This is a genomic window from Pseudomonas monachiensis, assembly GCF_047345015.1.
In the GTDB taxonomy this organism is placed as follows: Bacteria; Pseudomonadota; Gammaproteobacteria; order Pseudomonadales; family Pseudomonadaceae; genus Aquipseudomonas; species Aquipseudomonas monachiensis.
Window position 1 is genome coordinate 6,253,252 of sequence record NZ_CP178857.1, and the last position, 21,547, is coordinate 6,274,798.

The 21,547-nt window shown below is 58.9% G+C and carries 24 protein-coding genes; 10 read left to right on the forward strand and 14 right to left on the reverse strand.

Going from position 1 to position 21,547, the window contains the following annotated elements; genetic code table 11:
* Nucleotides 1-7: 7 nt before the first annotated feature.
* On the reverse strand, nucleotides 8-1,798 hold the full coding sequence (locus ACMDB8_RS28315) for a KinB sensor domain-containing domain (protein WP_056726703.1): 1,791 nt from the start codon (nucleotides 1,796-1,798) through the stop codon (nucleotides 8-10).
* 10 nt (nucleotides 1,799-1,808) lie between these two features.
* On the reverse strand, nucleotides 1,809-3,155 hold the full coding sequence (algB, locus tag ACMDB8_RS28320; RefSeq protein WP_056726702.1) for a sigma-54-dependent response regulator transcription factor AlgB: 1,347 nt from the start codon (nucleotides 3,153-3,155) through the stop codon (nucleotides 1,809-1,811).
* 436 nt (nucleotides 3,156-3,591) lie between these two features.
* Here algB and ACMDB8_RS28325 point away from each other — a divergent pair, with 436 nt between their 5' ends.
* The 4 genes from ACMDB8_RS28325 to ACMDB8_RS28340 all read left to right on the forward strand — a co-directional run bounded on the left by ACMDB8_RS28325 (nucleotide 3,592) and on the right by ACMDB8_RS28340 (nucleotide 7,628).
* Nucleotides 3,592-3,879 (forward strand): hypothetical protein, encoded by a 288-nt coding sequence (locus ACMDB8_RS28325; RefSeq protein WP_056726701.1) that lies wholly within the window; start codon nucleotides 3,592-3,594, stop codon nucleotides 3,877-3,879.
* Nucleotides 3,880-3,950: 71 nt separating this feature from the next.
* Nucleotides 3,951-4,115: a DUF1328 domain-containing protein gene (locus ACMDB8_RS28330; protein ID WP_003177151.1), complete on the forward strand. Its 165-nt coding sequence runs from the start codon at nucleotides 3,951-3,953 to the stop codon at nucleotides 4,113-4,115.
* Nucleotides 4,116-4,951: 836 nt separating this feature from the next.
* Nucleotides 4,952-6,283: a glutamate/aspartate:proton symporter GltP gene (gene gltP / locus ACMDB8_RS28335; RefSeq protein ID WP_056726700.1), complete on the forward strand. Its 1,332-nt coding sequence runs from the start codon at nucleotides 4,952-4,954 to the stop codon at nucleotides 6,281-6,283.
* Between the two features lie 115 nt (nucleotides 6,284-6,398).
* The gene (locus ACMDB8_RS28340) at nucleotides 6,399-7,628 is read left to right on the forward strand and encodes a nucleoside recognition domain-containing protein (RefSeq protein WP_046042661.1); all 1,230 of its coding nucleotides are present in this window, start codon (nucleotides 6,399-6,401) and stop codon (nucleotides 7,626-7,628) included.
* Here ACMDB8_RS28340 and ACMDB8_RS28345 read toward each other — a convergent pair.
* Nucleotides 7,610-8,707, reverse strand: coding sequence for an aminopeptidase (locus ACMDB8_RS28345; RefSeq protein WP_056726699.1), 1,098 nt, complete (start codon nucleotides 8,705-8,707; stop codon nucleotides 7,610-7,612). The two genes, ACMDB8_RS28340 and ACMDB8_RS28345, sit on opposite strands and share 19 nt — an antisense overlap.
* Before the next feature lie 59 nt (nucleotides 8,708-8,766).
* On the opposite strand from ACMDB8_RS28345, the gene ACMDB8_RS28350 reads away from it, so the two are divergent.
* Together ACMDB8_RS28350 and ACMDB8_RS28355 are read left to right on the forward strand one after the other, a co-directional pair.
* Nucleotides 8,767-9,189 carry a hypothetical protein gene (locus tag ACMDB8_RS28350; protein WP_056726698.1) on the forward strand — a complete coding sequence of 141 codons (423 nt, stop codon included), beginning with the start codon at nucleotides 8,767-8,769 and terminating at the stop codon, nucleotides 9,187-9,189.
* A 40-nt stretch (nucleotides 9,190-9,229) separates the two neighbouring features.
* Complete coding sequence (locus ACMDB8_RS28355; RefSeq protein ID WP_056726697.1) at nucleotides 9,230-9,649, forward strand: hypothetical protein; 420 nt, start codon at nucleotides 9,230-9,232, stop codon at nucleotides 9,647-9,649.
* Between the two features lie 5 nt (nucleotides 9,650-9,654).
* On the opposite strand, the gene ACMDB8_RS28360 is transcribed toward ACMDB8_RS28355, so the two are convergent.
* Nucleotides 9,655-9,888: a DUF1161 domain-containing protein gene (locus ACMDB8_RS28360; RefSeq protein ID WP_056726696.1), complete on the reverse strand. Its 234-nt coding sequence runs from the start codon at nucleotides 9,886-9,888 to the stop codon at nucleotides 9,655-9,657.
* 178 nt (nucleotides 9,889-10,066) lie between these two features.
* On the reverse strand, nucleotides 10,067-10,498 hold the full coding sequence (locus ACMDB8_RS28365; protein WP_056726695.1) for an OsmC family protein: 432 nt from the start codon (nucleotides 10,496-10,498) through the stop codon (nucleotides 10,067-10,069).
* Nucleotides 10,499-10,738: 240 nt separating this feature from the next.
* Here ACMDB8_RS28365 and ACMDB8_RS28370 point away from each other — a divergent pair, with 240 nt between their 5' ends.
* Entirely contained in the window at nucleotides 10,739-11,740 is a 1,002-nt protein-coding gene (locus ACMDB8_RS28370; protein ID WP_056726694.1) for an LLM class flavin-dependent oxidoreductase, read from the forward strand.
* Between the two features lie 68 nt (nucleotides 11,741-11,808).
* Here the strand turns inward: ACMDB8_RS28370 and ACMDB8_RS28375 are convergent, their stop codons facing one another.
* A complete protein-coding gene (locus ACMDB8_RS28375; RefSeq protein ID WP_056726693.1) occupies nucleotides 11,809-12,030 on the reverse strand; it encodes a DUF1161 domain-containing protein in 222 nt (73 codons plus the stop codon).
* A gap of 121 nt (nucleotides 12,031-12,151) precedes the next feature.
* Nucleotides 12,152-12,367, reverse strand: a complete 216-nt coding sequence (locus ACMDB8_RS28380) for a dodecin (protein ID WP_008045871.1) — start codon at nucleotides 12,365-12,367, stop codon at nucleotides 12,152-12,154.
* Between the two features lie 157 nt (nucleotides 12,368-12,524).
* Between ACMDB8_RS28380 and ACMDB8_RS28385 the strand changes: the two genes are divergently transcribed.
* A complete protein-coding gene (locus ACMDB8_RS28385) occupies nucleotides 12,525-12,848 on the forward strand; it encodes a DUF883 family protein (protein WP_056726692.1) in 324 nt (107 codons plus the stop codon).
* On the opposite strand, the gene ACMDB8_RS28390 is transcribed toward ACMDB8_RS28385, so the two are convergent.
* A complete protein-coding gene (locus ACMDB8_RS28390) occupies nucleotides 12,845-13,738 on the reverse strand; it encodes a LysR family transcriptional regulator (protein ID WP_056726691.1) in 894 nt (297 codons plus the stop codon). The two genes, ACMDB8_RS28385 and ACMDB8_RS28390, sit on opposite strands and share 4 nt — an antisense overlap.
* Nucleotides 13,739-13,862: 124 nt before the next feature.
* Here ACMDB8_RS28390 and trpB point away from each other — a divergent pair, with 124 nt between their 5' ends.
* Nucleotides 13,863-15,083, forward strand: coding sequence for a tryptophan synthase subunit beta (trpB, locus tag ACMDB8_RS28395; protein WP_056726690.1), 1,221 nt, complete (start codon nucleotides 13,863-13,865; stop codon nucleotides 15,081-15,083).
* Complete coding sequence (gene trpA / locus ACMDB8_RS28400; protein ID WP_015092933.1) at nucleotides 15,083-15,895, forward strand: tryptophan synthase subunit alpha; 813 nt, start codon at nucleotides 15,083-15,085, stop codon at nucleotides 15,893-15,895. Before trpB ends, trpA begins: the two co-directional genes overlap by 1 nt.
* A 62-nt stretch (nucleotides 15,896-15,957) precedes the next feature.
* On the opposite strand, the gene ACMDB8_RS28405 is transcribed toward trpA, so the two are convergent.
* The 6 genes from ACMDB8_RS28405 to ACMDB8_RS28430 all read right to left on the reverse strand — a co-directional run bounded on the left by ACMDB8_RS28405 (nucleotide 15,958) and on the right by ACMDB8_RS28430 (nucleotide 21,360).
* Nucleotides 15,958-17,919 (reverse strand): DUF4105 domain-containing protein, encoded by a 1,962-nt coding sequence (locus ACMDB8_RS28405; RefSeq protein WP_056726689.1) that lies wholly within the window; start codon nucleotides 17,917-17,919, stop codon nucleotides 15,958-15,960.
* The gene (locus ACMDB8_RS28410) at nucleotides 17,916-18,236 is read right to left on the reverse strand and encodes a DUF2388 domain-containing protein (protein WP_056726688.1); all 321 of its coding nucleotides are present in this window, start codon (nucleotides 18,234-18,236) and stop codon (nucleotides 17,916-17,918) included. The genes ACMDB8_RS28405 and ACMDB8_RS28410 overlap by 4 nt, the downstream gene beginning before the upstream one ends.
* A gap of 28 nt (nucleotides 18,237-18,264) precedes the next feature.
* Complete coding sequence (locus ACMDB8_RS28415; protein WP_056726687.1) at nucleotides 18,265-18,582, reverse strand: DUF2388 domain-containing protein; 318 nt, start codon at nucleotides 18,580-18,582, stop codon at nucleotides 18,265-18,267.
* Between the two features lie 107 nt (nucleotides 18,583-18,689).
* Nucleotides 18,690-19,007 carry a DUF2388 domain-containing protein gene (locus tag ACMDB8_RS28420; RefSeq protein WP_056726686.1) on the reverse strand — a complete coding sequence of 106 codons (318 nt, stop codon included), beginning with the start codon at nucleotides 19,005-19,007 and terminating at the stop codon, nucleotides 18,690-18,692.
* 324 nt (nucleotides 19,008-19,331) lie between these two features.
* Nucleotides 19,332-19,547: a DUF1127 domain-containing protein gene (locus ACMDB8_RS28425; protein WP_008018491.1), complete on the reverse strand. Its 216-nt coding sequence runs from the start codon at nucleotides 19,545-19,547 to the stop codon at nucleotides 19,332-19,334.
* A 319-nt stretch (nucleotides 19,548-19,866) separates the two neighbouring features.
* Nucleotides 19,867-21,360, reverse strand: a complete 1,494-nt coding sequence (locus ACMDB8_RS28430) for an acetyl-CoA hydrolase/transferase family protein (RefSeq protein ID WP_223542707.1) — start codon at nucleotides 21,358-21,360, stop codon at nucleotides 19,867-19,869.
* Between the last annotated feature and the right edge of the window lie 187 nt (nucleotides 21,361-21,547).

The following is a 21,547-nucleotide window of genomic DNA, read 5'->3' on the forward strand; positions in this document are numbered from 1 at the left end:
GGGTGACCTAGACGGTCAGCGCCATGTAGAACTGAGTACCCTGCCCCGGCCGTGAATAGACGCCCATCCGCCCGCCATGCAATTGCACGATCTCCTTGCACAAGGCCAGGCCGAGCCCGGCCCCGCCTTTCTTGCGTCCGACCTGCACGAACGGCTCGAAGATCCGCCCCTGCTGGCCGTAGGCAATACCTTCGCCGTTGTCCTCGACGCTGATGATGACCCGGTCACCGTGGCGCCGGGCATGCAAACGTATCCGCCCGCCGGATCCGGTGTGCCGCAAGGCATTGTCGAGCAAGTTGTCGAGTACCCGCTCCAGTTGTGGCTGGTCGGCCTGTAACCGCGGCAAAGGCTCCTGCACCTCCACCAGCAGATTGATTTCCTGCTCTTCGGCCGCCGTGGCAAAGCGTGAGCGAGCCTGTTCCAGCAACGCCTCGATGGAACAAGGCGTCAGGGTGAGCTTCTGCAAACCGTTCTGGTAACGGGAGAAGTTCAGCAGGTCGTTGATCAACTGCATCAGCCGCTGCATCTCCTCATTCACGGTATCGAGCAGGTCGGCTTCCCGGGAGTCCTGGGCAAAGTGCGCGCGCTCACGGAACAATCCGAAGGCCATGTGCATGCCAGTGACTGGTGTGCGCAATTCATGGGAGGCGCGTAATACAAATTCGCTGCGTACCCGTTCGAAGGCACGCTGTTCCGTGACGTCATGCAGCACCATCACGGCGCCCAGAATATGGCCCTGGGTATGGCTGACCGGAGTCAGGCTGTAGGTCAGCAGTCGCGACTCGCCGTCGACTTCGACACTCAAGTCTTCCAGCGCCCGCTCCAGCGTGCCGCCGCGCAGTACCAGTTGCAGCTGCTCATCGAGCTCGGGGCGCTTCAGCGCCGTGCCCAACCCCTGACCCAGACGATCGGACTCCCAGCCCAATTGACGCTGGGCTACAGGGTTAAGGTGTTCCAGATGACCCTGGCGGTCGATCATCAGGAGTCCGTCGTCGATGCTATCGAGCACGGCCTGCAAACGCTGCTGACCGGCCAGCAGCTCATCGACGTTGGTGGCCTGATGTTCACGCAGTGCCTGGGCCATGATCCCGAAACGTCGGGTCAGCTGGTTCAGTTCCATCGCCGAAGAAATCGGCAGGGTGACATCGAAATTGCCCTGGCCGATATGGTCCGCCGCCTTGGCCAAGGCCTCGATGGGCTCCCCGAAACGTCGGGCGATAGCTTGCGCGGTCACGAAGCCGATGATCAGCACTGCCAGCCCCACCAGGCCAAGCAACCCTGCAATCAGCAATGCCTGCTCCCGGGCCTGTCGCTCGGTATCGCTGATGTTATCCAGTGCGCGCTTGTGCTCGGCGATCAGGCCATTGCGTAGTGCGTTGAATTTTTCCGTCAGGTTGTCGTGGCTGCTGAGCACATTCGACGGGTTCGGGGACGTTTCATAAGCCTGGATAAAGCTCTCGTAGTCGGCCTTGGCTTTTCTGAAGCCGTGCTCGCTTCCGGTATCTGCCGGCTCCTGGGCGATGCCTTCCTCCAGCAGTTCGAAGTAATGCTGCTTCGAGGCCGCGAAAGCGGCGGAGTCAGGCTTCTCGCTGAGCATGATGATCAATTGATCACCCAGGGTCTGACGCAGCTTGAGCCCCAGGTCCAGGGTGATGAAGTTATTGCGGATCAGTGCTTCCTGGCTGCCGGCCATCTGCATCACGCTGACCAACCCGAGCAAGAGCCCGAGCAACGCGACGGTGATCAGTGCGGAGATGCTCAGGAAAAGCCGGGTCCGTAATTTCATCGCCAGTTTCATCGGCGATTGCTCACAGGTTGTACTGCTTGCGCTTGCGGTACAGCGTCGAGGCGTCGATGCCCAGGGTTTTCGCCGCTTGATCCAGGGTGTCGGCGGTGGCGAGGACCGCGCCGATGTGGGCCTTTTCCAGCTCATCCAGGCTCAGTGCCGCGCCGATTCGCGGTGCATTGGTGACCGGGGTTTCAGCCATGCCCAGATGGCTGATCTCGACCCGCTCCTGCGGACAGATGATGCTCGCCCGCTCAATCACGTTGCGCAGCTCACGGATGTTGCCCGGCCAGCGATAACTCAGCAGCGCTTCCCGGGCCTCGTCGCTGAAGGCGCGCGCGGGACGGGCGTACTCCTTGACGAAGCGCGCCAGGAAACGGTCGGCCAGGTTGAGAATATCTTCGCGGCGTTCGCGTAGCGGTGGCAGGTGCAAGGTTATGACATTCAGGCGATAGAGCAGGTCTTCACGGAAACGACCATCGCGCACCATGTCCTCAAGGTTGAGGTTGGTGGCCGCAAGGATGCGCACATCGGCACGACGGGTCACCGGATCACCGACGCGCTCATATTCCTTGTCCTGAATAAAACGCAGCAACTTCGGCTGCAATGTCAGGGGAAAGTCGCCGATCTCGTCGAGAAACAGCGTTCCGCCATCAGCCTGGTTGACTCGCCCCAAGGTGCTTTCGCTGGCGCCGGTGAAGGCGCCGCGGCTGTGGCCGAAGAGTTCGCTTTCCATGAGCTCGGCGGTCAGCGACGGGCAGTTGATCGTGACGCAGGATTTCTTCGCGCGTTTGCTCCAGCCATGAATGGCTTGGGACAGTTCGCCCTTGCCGGTACCGGATTCACCCAGAATCAGAATATTGGCGTCAGTCGTGGCGACCTGACGGGCGGTTTCGAGTACCACTTTCATGGCTGGGCTGTGGGAGTCCAGACCATCCTTGGGCTTGCGCACCTCGCCTTCCAGGGCTTCCAGTCGCGCCGACAGTTGTCGAACTTCCAGTTGCTTGGCGGTTGCCAGACGCAATTGATCGGGGCTGCACGGTTTGACCAGATAATCGGCGGCACCGGCCTGAATCGCATCCACGGCCGTGTCGACGGCCGAGTGGGCAGTGACGATCACCACCCGCATCCAGGGCGCCTGGATACGCATCTGGGCCAGCACATCGAGGCCGTTGTCTTCACCCAGACGCAAATCGAGGAAGCACAGGTCGAAAACCTGTCGCTGCAACAGGGCATCTGCCTGCGCGGCGCTGGTGGCGGTGGCCACGCTGTAGCCTTCGTCTTCAAGGCAGTAACGGAAAGTACGCAGGATGGCGGACTCATCGTCCACCAGCAGAATGCGGCCTTGATGCTCAGTGGCGGATTCCATTTTCCTACGCTCCTTAAAGAATGATCTTAATTTAGTCCCGGAGAAATCGGGCAAGTTGCATGATTGATTCTGAGCCATTCCTGTCATGGCAGGGTAGCTCTCATCGGATGTATCGGTTAGCCACCTGACTTTGCGGGTCTTTTGATAGATACCCGGAATCTGCCAACGGCCAGCGTGAATTTCTGACCTCCGTACCCTCCTCTCAATTCAAAAAATTTACGCCTTCCTTCAGACCCGTCGTGCAATACGCACGACTGCATAGATGGCATCGTGCAGGATGCGCGCGAAGTGGTTTCCTTGGCGTTCATAACATATTGATATTAAAGGGAATTAATTCGTATCAAAGCTGGCATGCGCTCTGCAATTGTCTGATTAACCAGGGTATTCAAAAACAAGCGCCCGCTATCGAACCGACCCCAGTGGTAGGAGCCCCAGGATGAACCGTCAACGTGCCGCCCACCTGCAACTCTCGCCTGTGTATATCCAGCAAGGACTGTTTGCTGTTCTGGCGCTGTTGATTACCTTGCTTGGCGGCCAGCAGTTTCTGCGCTGGGAGCAGAGCCGGCAGCCGGAAGCGCCATTCCTGTCGATTCCGCATCCGACCCAAACCCATTTCAGCGCCGTCAGCAGTAGTCAGGCTGATAGCCCACCGATGCGCATGATGGATGTCGACCAGGCCGGGCCTGTGGGTGAGATACGTCATCAAGAGCGTTGGGTGTTCTAGACATAACTTCCGCCGCACCCCATGCGCCGGGAAATGCAGCACCTCTAAACAGAAGCGTAAGGAGAATCACCATGTTGAGCTGGGCAATCACATTCCTGATCATCGCCATCATCGCCGCTGTACTGGGCTTCGGTGGTATCGCGGGCACCGCCACGGGTATCGCCAAGATTCTGTTTGTCGTGTTCCTGGTGATGTTCATTGCTTCCTTCTTCTTTGGCCGTCGCGGTCGAGGCTGATATGAGAGGTTTGTTCAAGTCACTGGCAGCCGCCCTGCTGTTGGGCGGTAGTGCCATGGCATGCGGGCTGGCGTTTTCCCGACTTGCCTGAGGCTCCATCAAGGGCTTGCTGATAGAACAGAATTTGTACACGAAGGAGGCCAGCGCCTCTTTCCACCTGCGCCACCTGAGGAAGGCCGGCGCATGACCAAGGGGTCGGGACGTTCTGCCTGTTTCAGGGGCGGAGTGACCTACGGGTACAGGGAGTACCTGCGCAAGGGCCGGGTCAGGAGAAGCTACTGCGCAAGTTCGCCGGACCGCCAAGGCTCGACGGGCTTGCGAAGGGCTTGATCAAGCAACATATTGAAATAGAGCGCTCGTCTCTATTTCGTCAGTGTTATCCCGTCCTTATCCCTGTTACGTCGGAAAATACTTTTCTCGGTGTTTCATTGGTGACCGTATATCGAGAAAAATCACCTTTCTTTGGCCGCGATTTTTCCCTTCGCCCGGCGGGATTTTGCTGAAAAATCAACGCTCAGTCGCTGCTCAAAAAATATTCAATCTGCTCTGTGATGGCCGGTTCACGGCACTTATGCCTGCTGAAATGTCGTATTCGAACCGGTTGGGACGCGCGTTTCGCTAAAAAAACCTCATGCCGATTCTGCATAGGGTAGGCGTTTACGGCATTAGACGGCGCTTACCTGCATCGGAATAGTTGCGCCTTTTTTCGCCTGCCAGAGAGCGGCAAACACGCGCTCCGGGGCACCTTATACGGGGGGCAGATGCACTGGACTTTTTCGCCATAAGCGTTCCAGTTCGCGCATCTCCCTGAGTCAAACGCAAGTAAGGGTAAAAATATGAAGAAGGCAAAGCTTAGCCTCGCCTGGCAGATCCTCATCGGTCTGGTATTGGGGATAGCAATCGGTGCGCTGCTCAACCATTTCAGTGCCGAAAAAGCCTGGTGGATCAGCAACGTCCTGCAACCGGCAGGCGATATCTTTATCCGTCTGATCAAGATGATCGTGATCCCGATCGTCATCTCCTCTTTGATCGTCGGCATTGCCGGCGTCGGTGACGCCAAGAAGCTGGGGCGCATCGGCTTCAAGACCATCATCTACTTCGAGATCGTCACCACCATCGCCATCGTGGTCGGCCTGCTGCTGGCCAACCTGTTCCATCCGGGTGCCGGCATCGACATGAGCACCCTGGGCACTGTGGACATTTCCAAGTACCAGGCCACGGCGGCCGAGGTTCAGCATGAACACGCGTTCATCGAAACCATCCTCAACCTGATCCCGTCGAACATCTTCGCGGCCATGGTTCGCGGCGAAATGCTGCCGATCATCTTCTTCTCCGTATTGTTCGGTCTCGGTCTGTCGAGCCTGCAGGCGGACCTGCGTGAGCCGCTGGTGAAGATGTTCCAGGGCGTTTCGGAAAGCATGTTCAAGGTCACTCACATGATCATGAACTACGCCCCGATCGGCGTGTTCGCACTGATCGCGGTGACCGTTGCCAACTTCGGCTTCGCCTCGCTGATACCGCTGGCCAAACTGGTGATCCTGGTTTACGTCGCCATCGCCTTCTTCGCTTTCGTGATCCTGGGCCTGATCGCTCGCCTGTTCGGCTTCTCGGTGATCAAGCTGATGCGCATCTTCAAGGATGAGCTGGTACTGGCCTACTCCACCGCAAGCTCCGAAACCGTGCTGCCGCGCGTGATCGAGAAGATGGAAGCCTACGGCGCGCCGAAAGCGATTTGCAGCTTCGTGGTGCCGACCGGTTACTCGTTCAACCTCGACGGTTCGACCCTGTACCAAAGCATCGCGGCAATCTTCATTGCCCAGCTGTATGGCATCGACCTGTCGATCAGCCAGCAACTGCTGCTGGTACTGACGTTGATGGTCACCTCCAAAGGCATCGCCGGCGTACCGGGTGTGTCCTTCGTGGTACTGCTGGCCACCCTGGGCAGCGTCGGTATTCCTCTGGAAGGCCTGGCGTTCATCGCCGGTGTCGACCGTGTCATGGACATGGCCCGTACCGCGCTGAACGTGATCGGCAACGCCCTGGCGGTTCTGGTTATCGCTCGTTGGGAAGGCATGTACGACGACGCCAAGGGCCAGCGCTACTGGAACTCCCTGCCGCACTGGCGCAGCAAGGAAAAGCTGCCGGTAGGCGAGATTTCCAAGAGCTGATGTAATACCCCTTGTGGGAGCATCTGCCGCACCAGACAAACCCCGGAGAAATCCGGGGTTTGTCGTTTCTGGCCACCCCGCTATCATTCGCGGATCTTTTGGGGGGATTTGACTGATGCTCAATGGCCTGTGGCTTGGCTTCTTCATCGTGGCAGCCGTATCGGCGCTGGCCCAGTGGCTGATTGGTGGCAACGCCGGGATATTCGCGGCGATGGTGGAAAGCATTTTTGCCATGGCCAAGCTGTCGGTCGAAGTCATGGTGCTGCTGTTCGGCACCCTCACCCTCTGGCTGGGTTTTCTGCGCATTGCCGAGAAAGCCGGCATCGTCGAATGGCTGGCCAAGGCCCTGGGACCACTGTTCTTGCGCTTGATGCCTGAAGTCCCGCCGGGTCATCCGGCCATCGGCCTGATCACCCTGAACTTCGCCGCCAATGGCCTGGGCCTGGACAACGCCGCCACGCCGATCGGCCTCAAGGCCATGAAAGCACTGCAAGAACTCAATCCCAGCGCGACCGTCGCCAGCAACGCACAGATCCTGTTCCTGGTGCTCAACGCCTCCTCGCTGACCCTGTTGCCGGTGACGATCTTCATGTATCGCGCCCAGCAAGGGGCTCCGGACCCGACGCTGGTGTTCCTGCCGATCCTGCTGGCGACCAGTTGCTCCACCATTGTCGGCTTCCTGTCGGTGGCGTTCATGCAGCGCCTGCGCATCTGGGACCCCGTAGTGCTGGCCTACCTGATCCCCGGCGCCCTCGCCCTCGGTGCTTTCATGGCGTTGCTGGCGACCCTTTCGGCGACCGCTCTGGCCGGCCTGTCATCGATCCTCGGCAACTTGACGCTGTTTGGCCTGATCATGCTGTTCTTAGTGATCGGCGCGCTGCGCAAAGTGAAGGTCTACGAGGCTTTCGTTGAAGGAGCCAAAGAGGGTTTCGACGTCGCCAAAAACTTGCTGCCCTACCTGGTGGCGATGCTCTGCGCGGTAGGCGTACTGCGCGCGTCCGGGGCGCTGGACTTTGGCCTGGACGGGATCCGTCATCTGGTGGAATGGGCCGGTTGGGACACGCGTTTCGTCGATGCGCTGCCTACGGCGATGGTCAAACCCTTCTCCGGTAGCGCCGCCCGGGCGATGCTGATTGAAACCATGAAGACCTCGGGTGTGGACAGCTTCCCGGCACTGGTGGCGGCAACTGTCCAGGGCAGTACCGAAACGACGTTCTATGTCCTGGCGGTGTACTTCGGCGCCGTGGGCATCCAGCGTGCACGCCATGCCGTTGGTTGTGCATTGCTGGCCGAGCTTGCCGGGGTGCTGGGTGCGATCGGGGTTTGCTACTGGTTCTTTGGTTGATCGGCTCCGTCAGCCAAAGCCTTCAGCGCGGCCTTGCGCTCGTCCGTCGGCAAGGCGCCAAGCTTTTCCACGGCGGCGTAAAATTTAAGCCAGTCGCCATTCTCCTGCTGGAACAGTGCGGCAAAAGCCGGCACCCATTGGTCGTACAAGCCAAACGGCAATAGCCGGGCATTGTTCATGGGGGCATAGATCCAGGCGTCATAGCGTTTGTCTGCGTCCCACTGACTGTCGCGCAATTGCCGGTATTCGCTGCGCAAGCGCTCGAACTCGGCCGCCTTGCGCTGGCGCATTTGTTCAGTTGGCAGCGGCAAGGTGTAGAGCTTTTCCAGTCGGGTGCGGGTCTTGAGCACCAATTCAGTGAACTGGTCGCGCTGACGTGCCTGCGCATTGTTATCCGGTGGCAGTTGGCGGTAGGCGCGCCATTGGCGAGTACCTTCCTGCTCGACGAAGGTGGCGAAGGATTCGTTGAACTCCGTGTCGTCCTTCACATAGAAGCGCTGATGGGCCAGCTCGTGAAAGATCAACGTGGCCAGTCGCTCATCCCCCCAGCCCATCATCGAACTGATGATCGGGTCGTTGAACCAGCCAAGTGTCGAATAGGCCTCGACGCCGCCAATCGACACGTCCATGCCTTGCAAGCGTTGCAAAGCCGCTGCGCCGCGGGCTGCGCTCTGGCTGTAGTAACCGCGATAGGCCACGCAACCGGCTATGGGGAAACAGTGGTTTACGGGCTTGAGGGAAAATTCCGGCGTGGCGAAGACATTCCAGACGACGAAGGGACGCCCAATGTCCGCGTACAAGCGGTAACTCTGGTTATCCGGCAGGTGCAATTGCTGGCTGGCGAAGGTTCGGGCCTTTTGCGATTGCTCCAGGTGTGTGCGCAGTTTTTGATCGCGCGCCGGGTCGGCAATCACGCTGGAAACAGGCTCCCTGGCTCGCAGCAACTGCAGTTGGCCGTTGGCCAGTTGGCTGTAATAGCTGGCGCTGGTGCAGCCGTTGAGCAACAAAAACAACAGGCTCGGAAACCAAACGCGAAAAACGCGATCAAGTAACCCAAGGCTAGGAAGCGGCCTGATCACAATAATTCTTCCTTGGAGAGTCTTTCCGCAAGACTATCCCGCTTGAATGGAGCTCCGCTATGCGCATGTTGATACTGACAGGAGGCCTGCTGATGCTGGCCGGCTGTGCTGGTTTCGGAATACCCCGCCACGATCCCGCGCAAGCCTGGATCGACCTGGACTCGAAGCAAGAAGATACGGCGCTGCAGGCGCTGGAGGTCGATGACAGGAACACCGACGATAAACGCTATTTCCAGGTTCAACCCGGTGGCCATGAGTTGACGGTCCGCTACCAATTCGCGGTCCAGCCCACCAATATCGGCCCAGACGCCGAGCCGTTGTGGCGCGATTGTCAGTTGAATGTGAAATTCAGCGACTTCAACGCGGGTGAGCGTTATCAGCTACAGGCAGGGAACATCGGGTTTCGGCCTTGGGCGAAACTCTACGATCAGCAGCGCAAAGTGATTGGGCGCGGCACGCCGGCAGGCTGTCAACACACCTGATCGGCGTTATGCTGGATGCATATCCCTTGGGACATCCATCATGCGCAGGTTGATGCTGTTACTCGCCGTCGGTGTTGTCGCGGGTTGCCAAAGCCCGATGCCGACACCCAATCCCAAAATGGCCTGGGTCGAATTCTCGACACCTTTCCCTAACGACAAGTTGTTGATGGCCGAACGACTGGATAAACAACGCCTGCGCGACGGGCGTTTTTTCGAGGTCACGCCGGGCAGCCATGAACTGATCGTGCGTTTCGACTTTGAAGTACCCGGTGGCGGATTGGGCATGATGAGCGGCCCTTCGGAGCGGCTGTGCTACCTGACCATCAAATACGATCATTTCGAAGCCGGCCAGCGTTATGTGCTCGAAGGCCGTTCCATTGCCTTTACCCCCGGTGCCCGGCTGTACAACGCCAAACGCGAAATCGTTGCTGAAGACCGGGAATCCTACTGCCTGATGTGAATGGTTCAGCGGTCGTTTTTCTGGTAAATGATTTTCTTCGTGCCGTTTTCGCACGAGCCCACGACCATGTTCTGGTCATGAACCTCGTCGTTGGTGACGATTTCAAGCGTGTAGGAAGTGACGCCGCTGGCCTGGATCTTGGCTTCGATCTCGGCCTTGAGTTCTTCGCAGGGTTTCGGTGCCGCAAGGGCCGAAGTGGCCAGTGCGCAACAGATAAGCGCCAAGGCAAAACGTTTCATGGTGAAGCTCCTTTGAGGCAGCACGCACAATCGTGGTTTTCGCTGCTGTCATTTATTCGACCACAGTTTTAGCGGGCAAGTCTGTCGCGACGCAAAAAAGATCGCAGCCTTGAGCTCCTTTTACCGAATGATCCCGGCAGGTTGTGCAAGGCTGCGATCTTTTGTCTTCAATGAAAATCTAGCCGACCAACGTTGCCTCCAGGCTGATCTTCGCATTCAGCACTTTTGACACCGGACAGCCCTCTTTGGCCTTGTTGCTCAGCTCTTCGAACCGGGCCTGGGTCGCCCCGGGGATTTTTGCCTTCAGAATCAATTTAACTGCGGTAATCGCAAAACCGCCGTCCACTTGATCCAGGGTGACTTCAGCCTGGGTATCGATGCTATCGGCCTTCAGGCCGGCATCGCCGAGAATCATGGAAAACGCCATGGAGAAACAGCCGGCGTGGGCCGCGCCGATCAGCTCTTCCGGGTTGGTACCCCGGCCGCCTTCGAAGCGCGCCTTGAAGCCATAGGGTGCTTCGCGGAGCACGCCGGTTTCTGTGGAAATCGAGCCGATGCCGGTTTTCAGATCACCTTCCCAATGAGCCGAAGCTTTCTTAACGATAGCCATGCCTGCCTCCTCAAGATTGACGCGAAACGTCGCGCCTTCGTGGTTTCCGTTTGCCTGGGTTGTGAGGATAGACGGTGGGGCAAAGTTCATCTCGTCCGATCAGTCTGCTTTTTTTGCGGGATTTTTTACCGGGCTATTGAAACTCGGGTATATGCCCTCATTGCATGAATCAGGCTTTTGGATTCGGCAGGTTTGCGTTCGCAAGAACAAACCTGCGCCCTCAATTGGAGAAGCAGGTTTATGAAACGACTGTCCGATATCAAGTTCTCGACCCTCGATCTGGTGCCGGTGCGCGAGAACGGCAGCGCGGCCCAGTCGCTGCGCAATTCGCTGGACCTGGCGCAGCACGTCGAGAAATTCGGCTACAACCGCTTCTGGGTGGCTGAGCATCACAACATGGATGGCATCGCCAGTTCCGCGACTTCGGTGCTGCTCGGTTATCTGGCCGGTGGCACGTCAACCATTCGAGTCGGTTCGGGCGGGGTGATGTTGCCCAACCACGCACCGTTGGTGATTGCCGAGCAGTTCGGCACCCTGGAAAGCCTTTATCCGGGCCGGATCGATCTGGGCCTGGGGCGCGCTCCCGGTTCCGATCAGATGACCGCACGTGCACTGCGCCGCGAACGCTCCGGCAGCGCCGACGACTTCCCGGAAGATGTGGCGGAACTGGTGCGCTACCTCGGGCCGCGTACCCCGGACCAACGCATCATCGCGATGCCGGGAACCGGGACCAATGTGCCGGTCTGGTTGTTGGGATCGAGCCTGTTCAGTGCGCAATTGGCCGGCGAGCGCGGTCTGCCCTACGCCTTCGCCTCGCATTTCGCTCCGCGCTACATGCATGAGGCGATTCGGGTCTACCGCAATCATTTCAAGCCGTCAGCCGTTTTGGACAAGCCCTACGTGATGCTCGGCGTGCCATTGGTGGCAGCCGATACCGACGAGCAGGCCGATTACCTGGCGACCTCGGTGTTCCAGCGGATTCTCGCCCTGATGCGTGGCCAAAGCCTGGTACAGCGTCCTCCGGTGAAGTCCATGGACGGCCTGTGGCTGCCCCATGAAAAAGATGCCGTGCACGATTTCCTTGGGCTGGCCATGATCGGCAGCCCGCAGAAAATCCGCGCCAAACTTGAGGTCCTGATCGAACAGACCCAGGCCGACGAGCTCATTTTCACCTGTGACCTGTACGAACATGCCGATCGCGTGCATTCCTACGAGCTGCTGGCGCAGGTCATGCGGGGTTGATACTCAAACGGCAGGCATAAAAAAGCCGGCGCCTTGGCGTCGGCTTTTTTATTCGGGCGAGAATCGGCCTACTTTTTATAGACGATCACTTTGGCGCCCTCTTCGCATTTGCCAACAACTTTCCCGCCGGCAGCGGCACCTTTGTCGACAATCTCCAGCGAATAACCGGATACGCCCTTGGCATCAAGTTTCGCTGCGATTTCGGCTTTCAGCTCTTCGCATGGCTTGCCGCCCGCCAATGCGCTCCCCGCAAGGCTCAACAAACCTACTGCCAACATAAACTTCTTCATCGGTTGCATTCCCTGGTCGGATCATAGGGGTAACCAGCCGTCAGCCGGACGCACTCATGGAGTGCTTTGCCATTCCCTATGGCATTCGACCGGCGTGCAAGTTCAGAAGACTAGCCCAAAGTCAGCTGCTGGCAATCCGGAATCCGACTTTCAAGGTCACCTGAAAGTGCGCAGCCTTACCGTCCCTGATGTGCCCACGGGTCTCGGTCACTTCAAACCATTCCATGTACTTGATGCTTTTGCTGGCCTCGGCCAGCGCGTTATTGATCGCATCTTCGATACTGCTGGTGGACGAGCCGATCAGCTCGACTTTCTTGTAGGTGTGATGGTCAGACATGGCGTTCTCCTCGGCGTGTGAATTACAGACTAGCAGTGATTTTTCCTATTTCTTCTGTTGGCCGTTCTGAGGGTGAGGTTCAGATTTTCTGCACTTTCTCGAACCCGTGAAGTCCCAACCAACACACGCCACTCATCACCAATGCAGGAGAGCCACCATGGCCAACACCTCGTTACGTAAAGCCTCATTGCAAAGCATGGAAGCCGAGATCGAGAGTCTGCTCAAGTCTTTGGAAAGCCTGAAGGACGACACTTCGGACGAGTCGCGTAAAACCCTCAAGACCCTGAAAAGCAACGCCGAGAATGCCTTGAAACACTCGCGCCATCTGCTTGCCGATGCTTATGAAGAGGTCAAGGTCAAAACCCGCGAAACCGGGATTGCCACCCGGGACTACGCCCAGGACCACCCCTGGACAACTGCCGGTGTCGCCGTGGGCGCATTGGGCCTGCTGGCCGCTTATCTGTTGTGCAAGCGTGATTAATCCGCTCGACGCAGTTCGTTCTTGAGCCACTGCGCCAGTTGTCGGGCGCGCCCGTCCGCGGCGCGCTTGGGTAGCCACAACGCCAGTTGCGCCGGGGTTTCACTGAAGCCCCAAGGCGCAACCAGGCGCCCGGCCTTCAAGTCCTCCGTCACCAAGGGTTCGGGAGCAATCGCCACGCCCAGACCCGCGACGGCGGCTTCCAGCAAGTAATACAAATGTTCAAATCCCTGACCGTACTTCAGCGCCCTGGGGTCGAGCCCCCGTGGTTGCGCCCAGTTCGGCCAGGCTTGCGGGCGTGAGGTAGTGTGCAGCAAGGGTTCGTTCAGCAGCGCGGTTTCCGGCGCCTGCTTGAGCCGTTCATAGCCGACAAACCGCGGGCTCATGACCGGGCCGATGCGTTCGCTGGCCAGCTCAAAAACCTGCATGTCCGCCGGCCAGGGCGGCTCGGCAAATACCAGCAAGGCATCCAGCCCCGGTTTTCGCGGATCCAGATCGCCTTCGCCGGCCGACAAGTGCAGGCGCAAGTCCGGCAGGTCGGCATTGAGCCGCCCCAGTCGGGGGATAAACCAGCGCGCCAGCAGGCTTCCCGAGCAACCGAGCACGAATGGCGCATCGGCTGTGCTTTGTGTGAGTTCGGCGCAAACGCTGCGCAGGCGCTCGAAGGCTTCGCTGCTGGCATCACGCAGTCGCAACCCGGCATCTGTGAGTTTCAGGCCGCGACCGTCCTTGATGAACAGGCTTACGCCGAGGTGTTCTTCAAGCACCTTGAGTTGCCGGCTGACCGCACCGTGGGTGACGTGCAGCTGTTCCGCCGCCTGACTGACGCTGTTCAGGCGGGCAGTGGCTTCGAAGGCGCGAAGCGCGTTCAGCGGAGGAAGGTCATGGCTCATTTGATCTGTGAGTTTTCCTGACAGGTTGTGGCGATCTTATCGGTTTTCAGGTCGGGGCGTCAGGGGTAGAGTGAAGCCCACTATCTCTTTATGCATCACTTCACGCATTCAACTGGAGCGCCCCATGACCCAGACTAATCTGCGCAACGGCCCTGATGCCAACGGCCTGTTTGGCGCGTTCGGCGGCCGCTACGTTGCCGAAACCCTGATGCCGTTGATCCTCGACCTGGCCCGCGAATATGAGTTGGCCAAGGAAGATCCTGCATTCAAGGAAGAACTGGCCTACTTCCAGCGCGACTACGTCGGACGTCCAAGCCCACTGTACTTCGCCGAGCGTTTGACCGAGTTCTGCGGCGGCGCGAAGATCTACCTCAAGCGTGAAGAGCTGAACCACACCGGCGCGCACAAGATCAACAACTGCATCGGTCAGATCCTGCTGGCGCGGCGCATGGGCAAGAAGCGCATCATCGCCGAGACCGGCGCCGGCATGCACGGTGTGGCCACTGCCACCGTCGCTGCGCGTTTCGGTCTGGATTGCGTGATCTACATGGGCACCACTGACATCGAGCGTCAGCAGGCCAACGTGTTCCGCATGAAGCTGCTGGGTGCCGAGGTTATCCCGGTGGTAGCCGGTACCGGCACGCTGAAAGACGCGATGAACGAAGCCCTGCGTGACTGGGTGACCAACGTTGACAGCACCTTCTACCTGATCGGTACCGTGGCCGGTCCGCACCCTTACCCGGCGATGGTTCGCGACTTCCAGGCCGTGATCGGCAAGGAAACCCGCGAGCAGCTGCAAGCCCAGGAAGGTCGCCTGCCAGACAGCCTGGTGGCGTGCATCGGCGGTGGTTCCAACGCCATGGGCCTGTTCCACCCGTTCCTCGACGACCAGAGTGTCGAGATCATCGGCGTCGAAGCCGCCGGTTACGGTATCGAGACCGGCAAGCATGCGGCCAGCCTGAACGGCGGCGTACCCGGTGTGTTGCACGGCAATCGCACCTTCTTGCTGCAGGACGACGATGGCCAGATCATCGACGCCCACTCGATCTCCGCTGGCCTGGACTACCCGGGCATTGGTCCGGAACACGCCTGGTTGCATGACATCGGCCGCGTTCAGTACACCTCGGTGACCGACGACGAAGCCCTCGCTGCATTCCACCAGTGCTGCCGCCTGGAAGGGATCATCCCTGCCCTGGAAAGCGCCCATGCCCTGGCTGAAGTATTCAAGCGCGCACCGACCTTGCCAAAAGATCACCTGATGGTGGTCAACCTGTCCGGCCGTGGCGACAAAGACATGCAGACCGTGATGCACCACATGGAACAATCCAAGCAGGAGAAACACTGATGAGCCGCCTGCAAACGCGTTTTGCCGAACTCAAGGAACAGAACCGCGCCGCCCTGGTGACCTTCGTCACTGCCGGCGACCCGGGCTATGACACCTCCCTGGCCATCCTCAAGGGCTTACCGGCGGCTGGTGCCGACGTGATCGAACTGGGCATGCCCTTCACCGACCCGATGGCTGATGGCCCGGCAATCCAGCTCGCCAACATCCGTGCATTGGGTGCCAAGCAGAATCTGGCAAAAACCCTGCAAATGGTTCGCGAGTTCCGCCAGGACAACAACGAAACGCCGCTGGTGCTGATGGGGTACTTCAACCCGATCCACATGTACGGCGTACCGCGCTTCATCGCCGAAGCCAAGGAGGCCGGCGTTGACGGCCTGATCGTGGTCGACCTGCCGCCAGAGCATAACGGCGAGTTGTGCGACCCGGCGCAGGCAGCGGGCCTGGACTTCATTCGCCTGACCACGCCAACCACCGATGATGTGCGCCTGCCGACCGTTCTCAACGGCAGCTCCGGCTTCGTCTACTACGTCTCGGTGGCCGGTGTGACCGGTGCCGGTGCCGCCACGCTGGAGCACGTCGAGGAAGCGGTCGCCCGTCTGCGTCGCCATACCGATCTGCCGATCAGCATCGGCTTCGGTATCCGGACTCCAGAACAGGCGGCGTCCATTGCGCGGCTGGCTGACGGTGTTGTGGTGGGTTCGGCGTTGATCGATCACATCGCCAATGCCACTTCCCCGGAACAAGCCGTCGATGGCGTTCTGAGCCTGTGCTCGGCGTTGGCCGAAGGCGTGCGTAAAGCCCGCGTCAGCTGAAGGTAAAGCTCCTGAACGCTGTAAACCTTGTGGGAGCAGGCTCGCTCCCACAAGGTGCGGTATCAAGGCAACTCTATCCCGCCTGATGCCTTGTGCAGTTTGCGCAGGTGCTCACCGATCTGCGTCACGTTGGCCTCGTTGGCGGCCATCTCGGCGGCGCGGCCCGGTTCAAGCAACGCCCTCACCTCCTTGTCCAGATCCCCGGACAGCGCCAGGAGTTGTTTCTGGCGCTGGCTGCTTTCCGCTTCCAGATGCTGCCATTCGCTCGGTTGTGGCAACCCGTAACCAGTGGTCCCCAGCAACTCTGCCGGGCGGCTGAGGAAGCCGCTGTTGGCGAGAATCTGCTTCAGTGTCTCGTTGGCCTTGTCCATGCCGCCGTTTTTAAGCTCCCGAGCGCCCAGATAGCGCTGCTTCACTTCGTCCTGGGCCAGCAACATCTGTCGACGGAAACTCGCCTGTTCCAGCAGCAGCAATGCTGCGCTGGTACGCAAATCGGCCTGTTCGAACCATTGCCGCCGCTCTGCGGCTTTAAGATCCAGCCACTCTTCGACAGTTTCCTGTTTGATCGGCATCTGCTTTTTCAACACTTCGAACATCGCTTGGTAGCGATCACGGAAGGAGTCGAAGCGATAACCCAGGCGCAGTGCTTCGCGAGGATCATCCAGCACGCTGGTATCGGCCAGACCGCGCCCCTTGAGCACTTCGAGCATGCCGTTGGGCATGATGTTGTCCAGACCAACCAGTTGCGGGTTGTTAGTGCTGCTACGCAGCAGTTTCAGTCCTTCTACCGCACAGTTATTGGACAGGAAGAAATAGTTGCCGTCGTAGCTCCAGTGCATTTCGGCGGCGTGCTCCACCACATCTTCGATCTCGCGGCGCGACAGGTTCAGTGGTACCGAGGCCAGGCTACGCAACTCGGTCTTGGTATATTCGTCGATTACCTGGGAAAGCGGCAGGACAAACAATCGCGACGGGTACTTGCCGACCAGCCCATTCCAGCTCGACATCTGCACATCACCGACAAATGCGCGGTATGACAGCACCAGATGCTGGTCCAGGTCCAGTCGGCAATCCGGTCCGCGAGGCCGGCCCGGTGCGCAGATGACCAGGCGCAACATGCTGTGACCCCAGTAGCTGAACAGGTTCTGGTTAGCTTCGGCCAACAGGTAATCGATGGCGTAAACCCGTTCAGGATCGACCTGTCCCAGTGGTGTTTTGGCGAAATCACTGCCGGCATTGAGGAAGGCGACGGTTTTGCCGCAAGCGTCTTTGGCAGCGGGTGCCCAGCCGAAGTGTTCTTTGTAGTAGCGGTACAACGCGGGACGACGGCAGGCATAGCTCGGATCGAGCAGGAAGTACTCGATATTGACCGCGACGAACTCCTTGGGGCTGCTCGTCTCGTAGATGTCCGGGCTGCGCGCGATCTGCCGGTTGTACTGTTCGCGTTCGCCACGACGGCCGACGTATTGCGGCCAGCCGGCGAGGTCGAGCAGGCGTGGATCATCGCTGAGGGTAAAGCGGCGGCCGGTCTGGCCGCGGCATTGGTCGGGGATGCCGACCAGCCCTGAGCTGCTGTCTTGGCGGGTACAGCGTTGAATCAGTGCACGCTCCGACTTTGGCCACAGGCGTGAGCGATCGTAGATGTGAGTCAGCTCGTGCAACACCGTGGCGAGCATTTCCCGGCGTACGGTGCCATGGGGGCGATGGGTTTTTTTGGTCGCGGCGCTGCCATCGGTGAGGCCGGCCAGCAGGTTGCGGTTCAGGTCGAGTTCGGACACCAGTGTCGCCTGACCGTAGGCATTTCTTGGCATGTCATCGGTCCAGCCGACATCGATGTGTCGATCGAGTTGCTCGACGAAGCGTGGCGGCAGTGCCTGCATGGCTTCATCGAGCAACGCCTGGCTGGCGTGCTGTTGCGCGGGTGTCAGACCTTCGGTCTTGAGCTGTAATTGAAGGCCGGCGTGGGCCGTGTTGCCGAACAGCAACAGGGCCCCGGCCAGCAGCCAGGCGCCTGGACGCTTCACAGTGCGAGGATGGCTTCAGCGAGATCCAGGTCACTGGCGTCACGGGCTTCCGGCACGCGGGTGCGCAGCAAATCGAAGGCTGATTCCAGATGAGCGCCACGTATGTCGCCATTGCTGGCAACGAAACTGGCGGCGTCGTCCTGGGCCTCGCGCACGATTTTCGAATCGCGAATGGACGTGGTGGTGTCGGAAGTGAAATCGAGGGTGCGCTGGGTAGCACGGATCAGGATATTACTGGTGGCAACCAGGGTATGTGCCTGGGCCACATCGGCCAACAGCAGCAGGCCTAAAGTGGCAGCAATCAGCGGGTTACGCATGGAATGACTCCAGAAAAAACAGGGATAACTATTGGACGAGAATTGCTTGTGCCAGTTCAAGGTCGCTGGCATGAAGTTTTACCTGGGTTCGGCGCAGATACCGCAGGGCCGACTCCAGTCGTGCGCCTCTTAGCTGGCCGTCACTGGCAATGAATGCCGCGGCGTCATCCTGGGCTGCGAGCAGCAGTTTATGGTCGAAGGGGGCGGAGGTCACCATGCTTGTGGCATATCCACTGGCCACGATCCCCTGGGTTGACAGGTTAAAGGCGTCGTAAGCATGGGCTGAACCTGAACAGGCAGCCGTAATCATGACTGGAGTGATCAACAGATTTGCAAGAAAACGCATGAGACTCGACAGTTAGAAGTGAGTCCCAAGGCTAGCGCAAGGCCCATTCCAGAGCCAGCACGGAAATATCGGGGCACGTCGAGCGTGTCCCCGAACAGAGCAGTCGATCAGATCGTCAGGATCGCCTGCGCCAGTTGTGCGTCGGTTGCGTTCAACTGGGGTGCCTGATGACGAATATGGTTGAGTGCGCTTTCCAGTTTCACCCCACGGATGGAACCTTCGCTGGCAACGAAGCTGGCGGCATCGTCACGCGCGGCGAGCACGATCTTGTCATCTTTGAATGAAGACGTGATGTCGGACGTCGCATCGGAACTGGATTTGAGTGCCCCAACGACTGCGTCGGTGGTCACGATAAAACTGGTGGCGTGGGAATTGGCAGCTACGGCAAGCAGGGCTGCAGCGCTGAGCAGGCGAAGTCGGGACATGGTGTAACTCCTAGGGTAAGCCGATTGGAAGATGGCGCAGTGTCTGCTGTGTCAGACGCTCGTTGCCCGCCAGGTTCTGATTGATAGTAGCTGTCTGTGCGTGACGCCGCGACAGTCTCATCGTGTTGATCTGGCGAAGTTTCCAGACTGTATCAAATCTGGTGAAGCAACTGTTCAGGTATAATTTTGGTTTGTTAAAACTGTACTGCTTTTTTCTTTCTTCTCCGAAACGACAAAGCCCGTCGTGGTTTCCCACGACGGGCTTTGTTTTTTCAATTCGGGTTGCTGGCGGTGGACCTTCAGGTCAGAGCCAGCGACGCTAACTTAGCGCCAGAACGGCTTGCTCAGCTCTTCGTAGCGTTGTGCTTCGCTAATCCCGGCATCAGCCAGCAGACGCGAATCCAGGCGAGCCAGTTGATGGCGGCTGGTGATGCGGCGCTGCCACAGCATCAGGTTGGCGATAACGCGCAGAGGCAGGGAAGCCTGGGTTTTTGCAGCAGTGTCTTCGAAGAACAGTTCGGAACTGAGTGTACGTTCCATGGTTGACATCCTTCCGCTTATGGCGGGATTAGGTAGTGGTTTAACTGGTGCCCATGATCCTCTTGTTTGCCTAGTCTCTGTAGATACAGTTCATCTGTATTGTGAGAGCTCAGTTAACTGTTTATAGGGGGTGTACTGGTCTAAATTGAGGCAACTGTACCTATCCGCACTATTAAGGTGCGAAATTGTTGTTTTTGTCCGAAAAGGTAGGAATTTTCCTTAGGAAATGACCAGTACAGCAGTACAGTTTTTTTCATATTTCGAAGAGGCAAGAGCAAGCTGACGAAACTGTGTTTGCGCCAGCTGCCATCTGTACTAATTACTTCTTCAGCATTTGCCCGGTTTCTTCCAGGTTGATGTGCCAGCTCAGGGCATCACGCAGGATGTGTGGGGTGTGCCCACCGATGGCGCACGCGGTGGTGAAGTAATCATTGAGCGCCTGGCGGTAATCCGGGTGCACGCACTGGTCGATGATGATCCGGGCGCGTTCCCGGGGCGCCAGGCCGCGCAAGTCTGCCAGGCCCACTTCGGTCACGAGGATGTCGACGTCATGTTCGGTGTGGTCGACATGGCTGACCATCGGCACCACGCTGGAGATCGCACCGCCCTTGGCGATCGACTTGGTCACGAACACGGACAGATGCGCGTTGCGCGCGAAGTCGCCCGAGCCGCCGATGCCGTTCATCATCCGCGTTCCGCAGACGTGAGTGGAGTTGACGTTGCCATAGATGTCGAACTCCAGCGCCGTGTTGATGCCGATGATGCCGAGGCGGCGCACGACTTCAGGGTGGTTGGAAATCTCCTGCGGGCGCAGGACCAGCTTGTCCTTGTAGCGCTCCAGATTGCCGAAGACGTCAGCATTGCGCCGGCTCGACAGGGTGATTGAACTGCCCGAAGCAAAACTCAGCTTGCCCGCATCGATCAGGTCGAAGGTCGAATCCTGCAGCACCTCGGAATACATCGTCAGGTCTTCGAACGGCGAGTCGATCAGGCCACACATCACCGAGTTGGCGATGGTGCCGATTCCGGCTTGTAGCGGGCCGAGCTTGTTGGTCATGCGCCCGGCTGCCACTTCCTGTTTGAAGAAGTCGATCAGGTGGTCGGCAATGGCCTGGGTCTCGGCGTCTGGCGCCAGCACAGTGGAGGGCGAGTCAGCCTGGTTGGTGACCACGATGGCGACGATTTTTTCCGGTGGAATCGGGATGGCGGTGCTGCCAATGCGATCGTCGACCTTGACCAGCGGAATCGGCGTGCGGGTCGGACGGTAGGTCGGAATATAGATGTCGTGCAGACCTTCGAGATTCGGGTTGTGCGCCATGTTGATCTCGACGATCACGTGCTTGGCGAAAATCGCGAAACTGGCCGAGTTGCCGACCGAGGTGGTTGGCACGATATGCCCTTGTTCGGTGATCGCTACGGCTTCAATCACGGCGATGTCCGGCAGCTTCAATTGCTGGTTGCGCAATTGCTCCACGGTTTCCGACAAGTGCTGGTCGATGAACATGACTTCACCGGCATTGATCGCCTTGCGCAGGGTGCTGTCGACCTGAAACGGCATGCGTCGCGACAACACACCGGCTTCGGTCAACTGCTTATCGAGGTCGTTGCCCAGGCTTGCGCCGGTCATCAGGCTGATTTTCAGCGGCGTGACCTTGGCGCGCTCAGCCAGCGCCTGGGGGACGGCCTTGGCTTCGCCTGCGCGAGTAAAGCCACTCATGCCGACGGTCATGCCGTCCTCAATCAGAGCGGCAGCGTCGGCAGCGCTCATCACTTTGTCCAACAACGAAGGCAGGCGGATACGGTCACGGTACATGGATTGTTATCTCGGGCAACAGGTAGCAGGACGTGCAGTCTAGTGAATTGCGCCGGCTTCTGTCCCGCTACCAAGGTCGCAATCGAGGCGTCTATTCCGGGCTTTTCAAGCAAAACACCGTTACCGGATCGGTAACAAAAGAATAGTTTGTCCGACGATTTGCACAAACAAAAACGCCCCGACGAGT

What these genes read in the sequence shown, in the direction of transcription:
- ACMDB8_RS28315 (WP_056726703.1), bottom strand. Translation starts at nt 1,798, where the DNA reads ATGAAACTGGCGATGAAATTACGGACCCGGCTTTTCCTGAGCATCTCC.
- algB (WP_056726702.1), bottom strand. Translation starts at nt 3,155, where the DNA reads ATGGAATCCGCCACTGAGCATCAAGGCCGCATTCTGCTGGTGGACGAT.
- ACMDB8_RS28325 (WP_056726701.1), top strand. Translation starts at nt 3,592, where the DNA reads ATGAACCGTCAACGTGCCGCCCACCTGCAACTCTCGCCTGTGTATATC.
- ACMDB8_RS28330 (WP_003177151.1), top strand. Translation starts at nt 3,951, where the DNA reads ATGTTGAGCTGGGCAATCACATTCCTGATCATCGCCATCATCGCCGCT.
- gltP (WP_056726700.1), top strand. Translation starts at nt 4,952, where the DNA reads ATGAAGAAGGCAAAGCTTAGCCTCGCCTGGCAGATCCTCATCGGTCTG.
- ACMDB8_RS28340 (WP_046042661.1), top strand. Translation starts at nt 6,399, where the DNA reads ATGCTCAATGGCCTGTGGCTTGGCTTCTTCATCGTGGCAGCCGTATCG.
- ACMDB8_RS28350 (WP_056726698.1), top strand. Translation starts at nt 8,767, where the DNA reads ATGCGCATGTTGATACTGACAGGAGGCCTGCTGATGCTGGCCGGCTGT.
- ACMDB8_RS28355 (WP_056726697.1), top strand. Translation starts at nt 9,230, where the DNA reads ATGCGCAGGTTGATGCTGTTACTCGCCGTCGGTGTTGTCGCGGGTTGC.
- ACMDB8_RS28360 (WP_056726696.1), bottom strand. Translation starts at nt 9,888, where the DNA reads ATGAAACGTTTTGCCTTGGCGCTTATCTGTTGCGCACTGGCCACTTCG.
- ACMDB8_RS28365 (WP_056726695.1), bottom strand. Translation starts at nt 10,498, where the DNA reads ATGGCTATCGTTAAGAAAGCTTCGGCTCATTGGGAAGGTGATCTGAAA.
- ACMDB8_RS28370 (WP_056726694.1), top strand. Translation starts at nt 10,739, where the DNA reads ATGAAACGACTGTCCGATATCAAGTTCTCGACCCTCGATCTGGTGCCG.
- ACMDB8_RS28375 (WP_056726693.1), bottom strand. Translation starts at nt 12,030, where the DNA reads ATGAAGAAGTTTATGTTGGCAGTAGGTTTGTTGAGCCTTGCGGGGAGC.
- ACMDB8_RS28380 (WP_008045871.1), bottom strand. Translation starts at nt 12,367, where the DNA reads ATGTCTGACCATCACACCTACAAGAAAGTCGAGCTGATCGGCTCGTCC.
- ACMDB8_RS28385 (WP_056726692.1), top strand. Translation starts at nt 12,525, where the DNA reads ATGGCCAACACCTCGTTACGTAAAGCCTCATTGCAAAGCATGGAAGCC.
- ACMDB8_RS28390 (WP_056726691.1), bottom strand. Translation starts at nt 13,738, where the DNA reads ATGAGCCATGACCTTCCTCCGCTGAACGCGCTTCGCGCCTTCGAAGCC.
- trpB (WP_056726690.1), top strand. Translation starts at nt 13,863, where the DNA reads ATGACCCAGACTAATCTGCGCAACGGCCCTGATGCCAACGGCCTGTTT.
- trpA (WP_015092933.1), top strand. Translation starts at nt 15,083, where the DNA reads ATGAGCCGCCTGCAAACGCGTTTTGCCGAACTCAAGGAACAGAACCGC.
- ACMDB8_RS28410 (WP_056726688.1), bottom strand. Translation starts at nt 18,236, where the DNA reads ATGCGTAACCCGCTGATTGCTGCCACTTTAGGCCTGCTGCTGTTGGCC.
- ACMDB8_RS28415 (WP_056726687.1), bottom strand. Translation starts at nt 18,582, where the DNA reads ATGCGTTTTCTTGCAAATCTGTTGATCACTCCAGTCATGATTACGGCT.
- ACMDB8_RS28420 (WP_056726686.1), bottom strand. Translation starts at nt 19,007, where the DNA reads ATGTCCCGACTTCGCCTGCTCAGCGCTGCAGCCCTGCTTGCCGTAGCT.
- ACMDB8_RS28425 (WP_008018491.1), bottom strand. Translation starts at nt 19,547, where the DNA reads ATGGAACGTACACTCAGTTCCGAACTGTTCTTCGAAGACACTGCTGCA.
- ACMDB8_RS28430 (WP_223542707.1), bottom strand. Translation starts at nt 21,360, where the DNA reads ATGTACCGTGACCGTATCCGCCTGCCTTCGTTGTTGGACAAAGTGATG.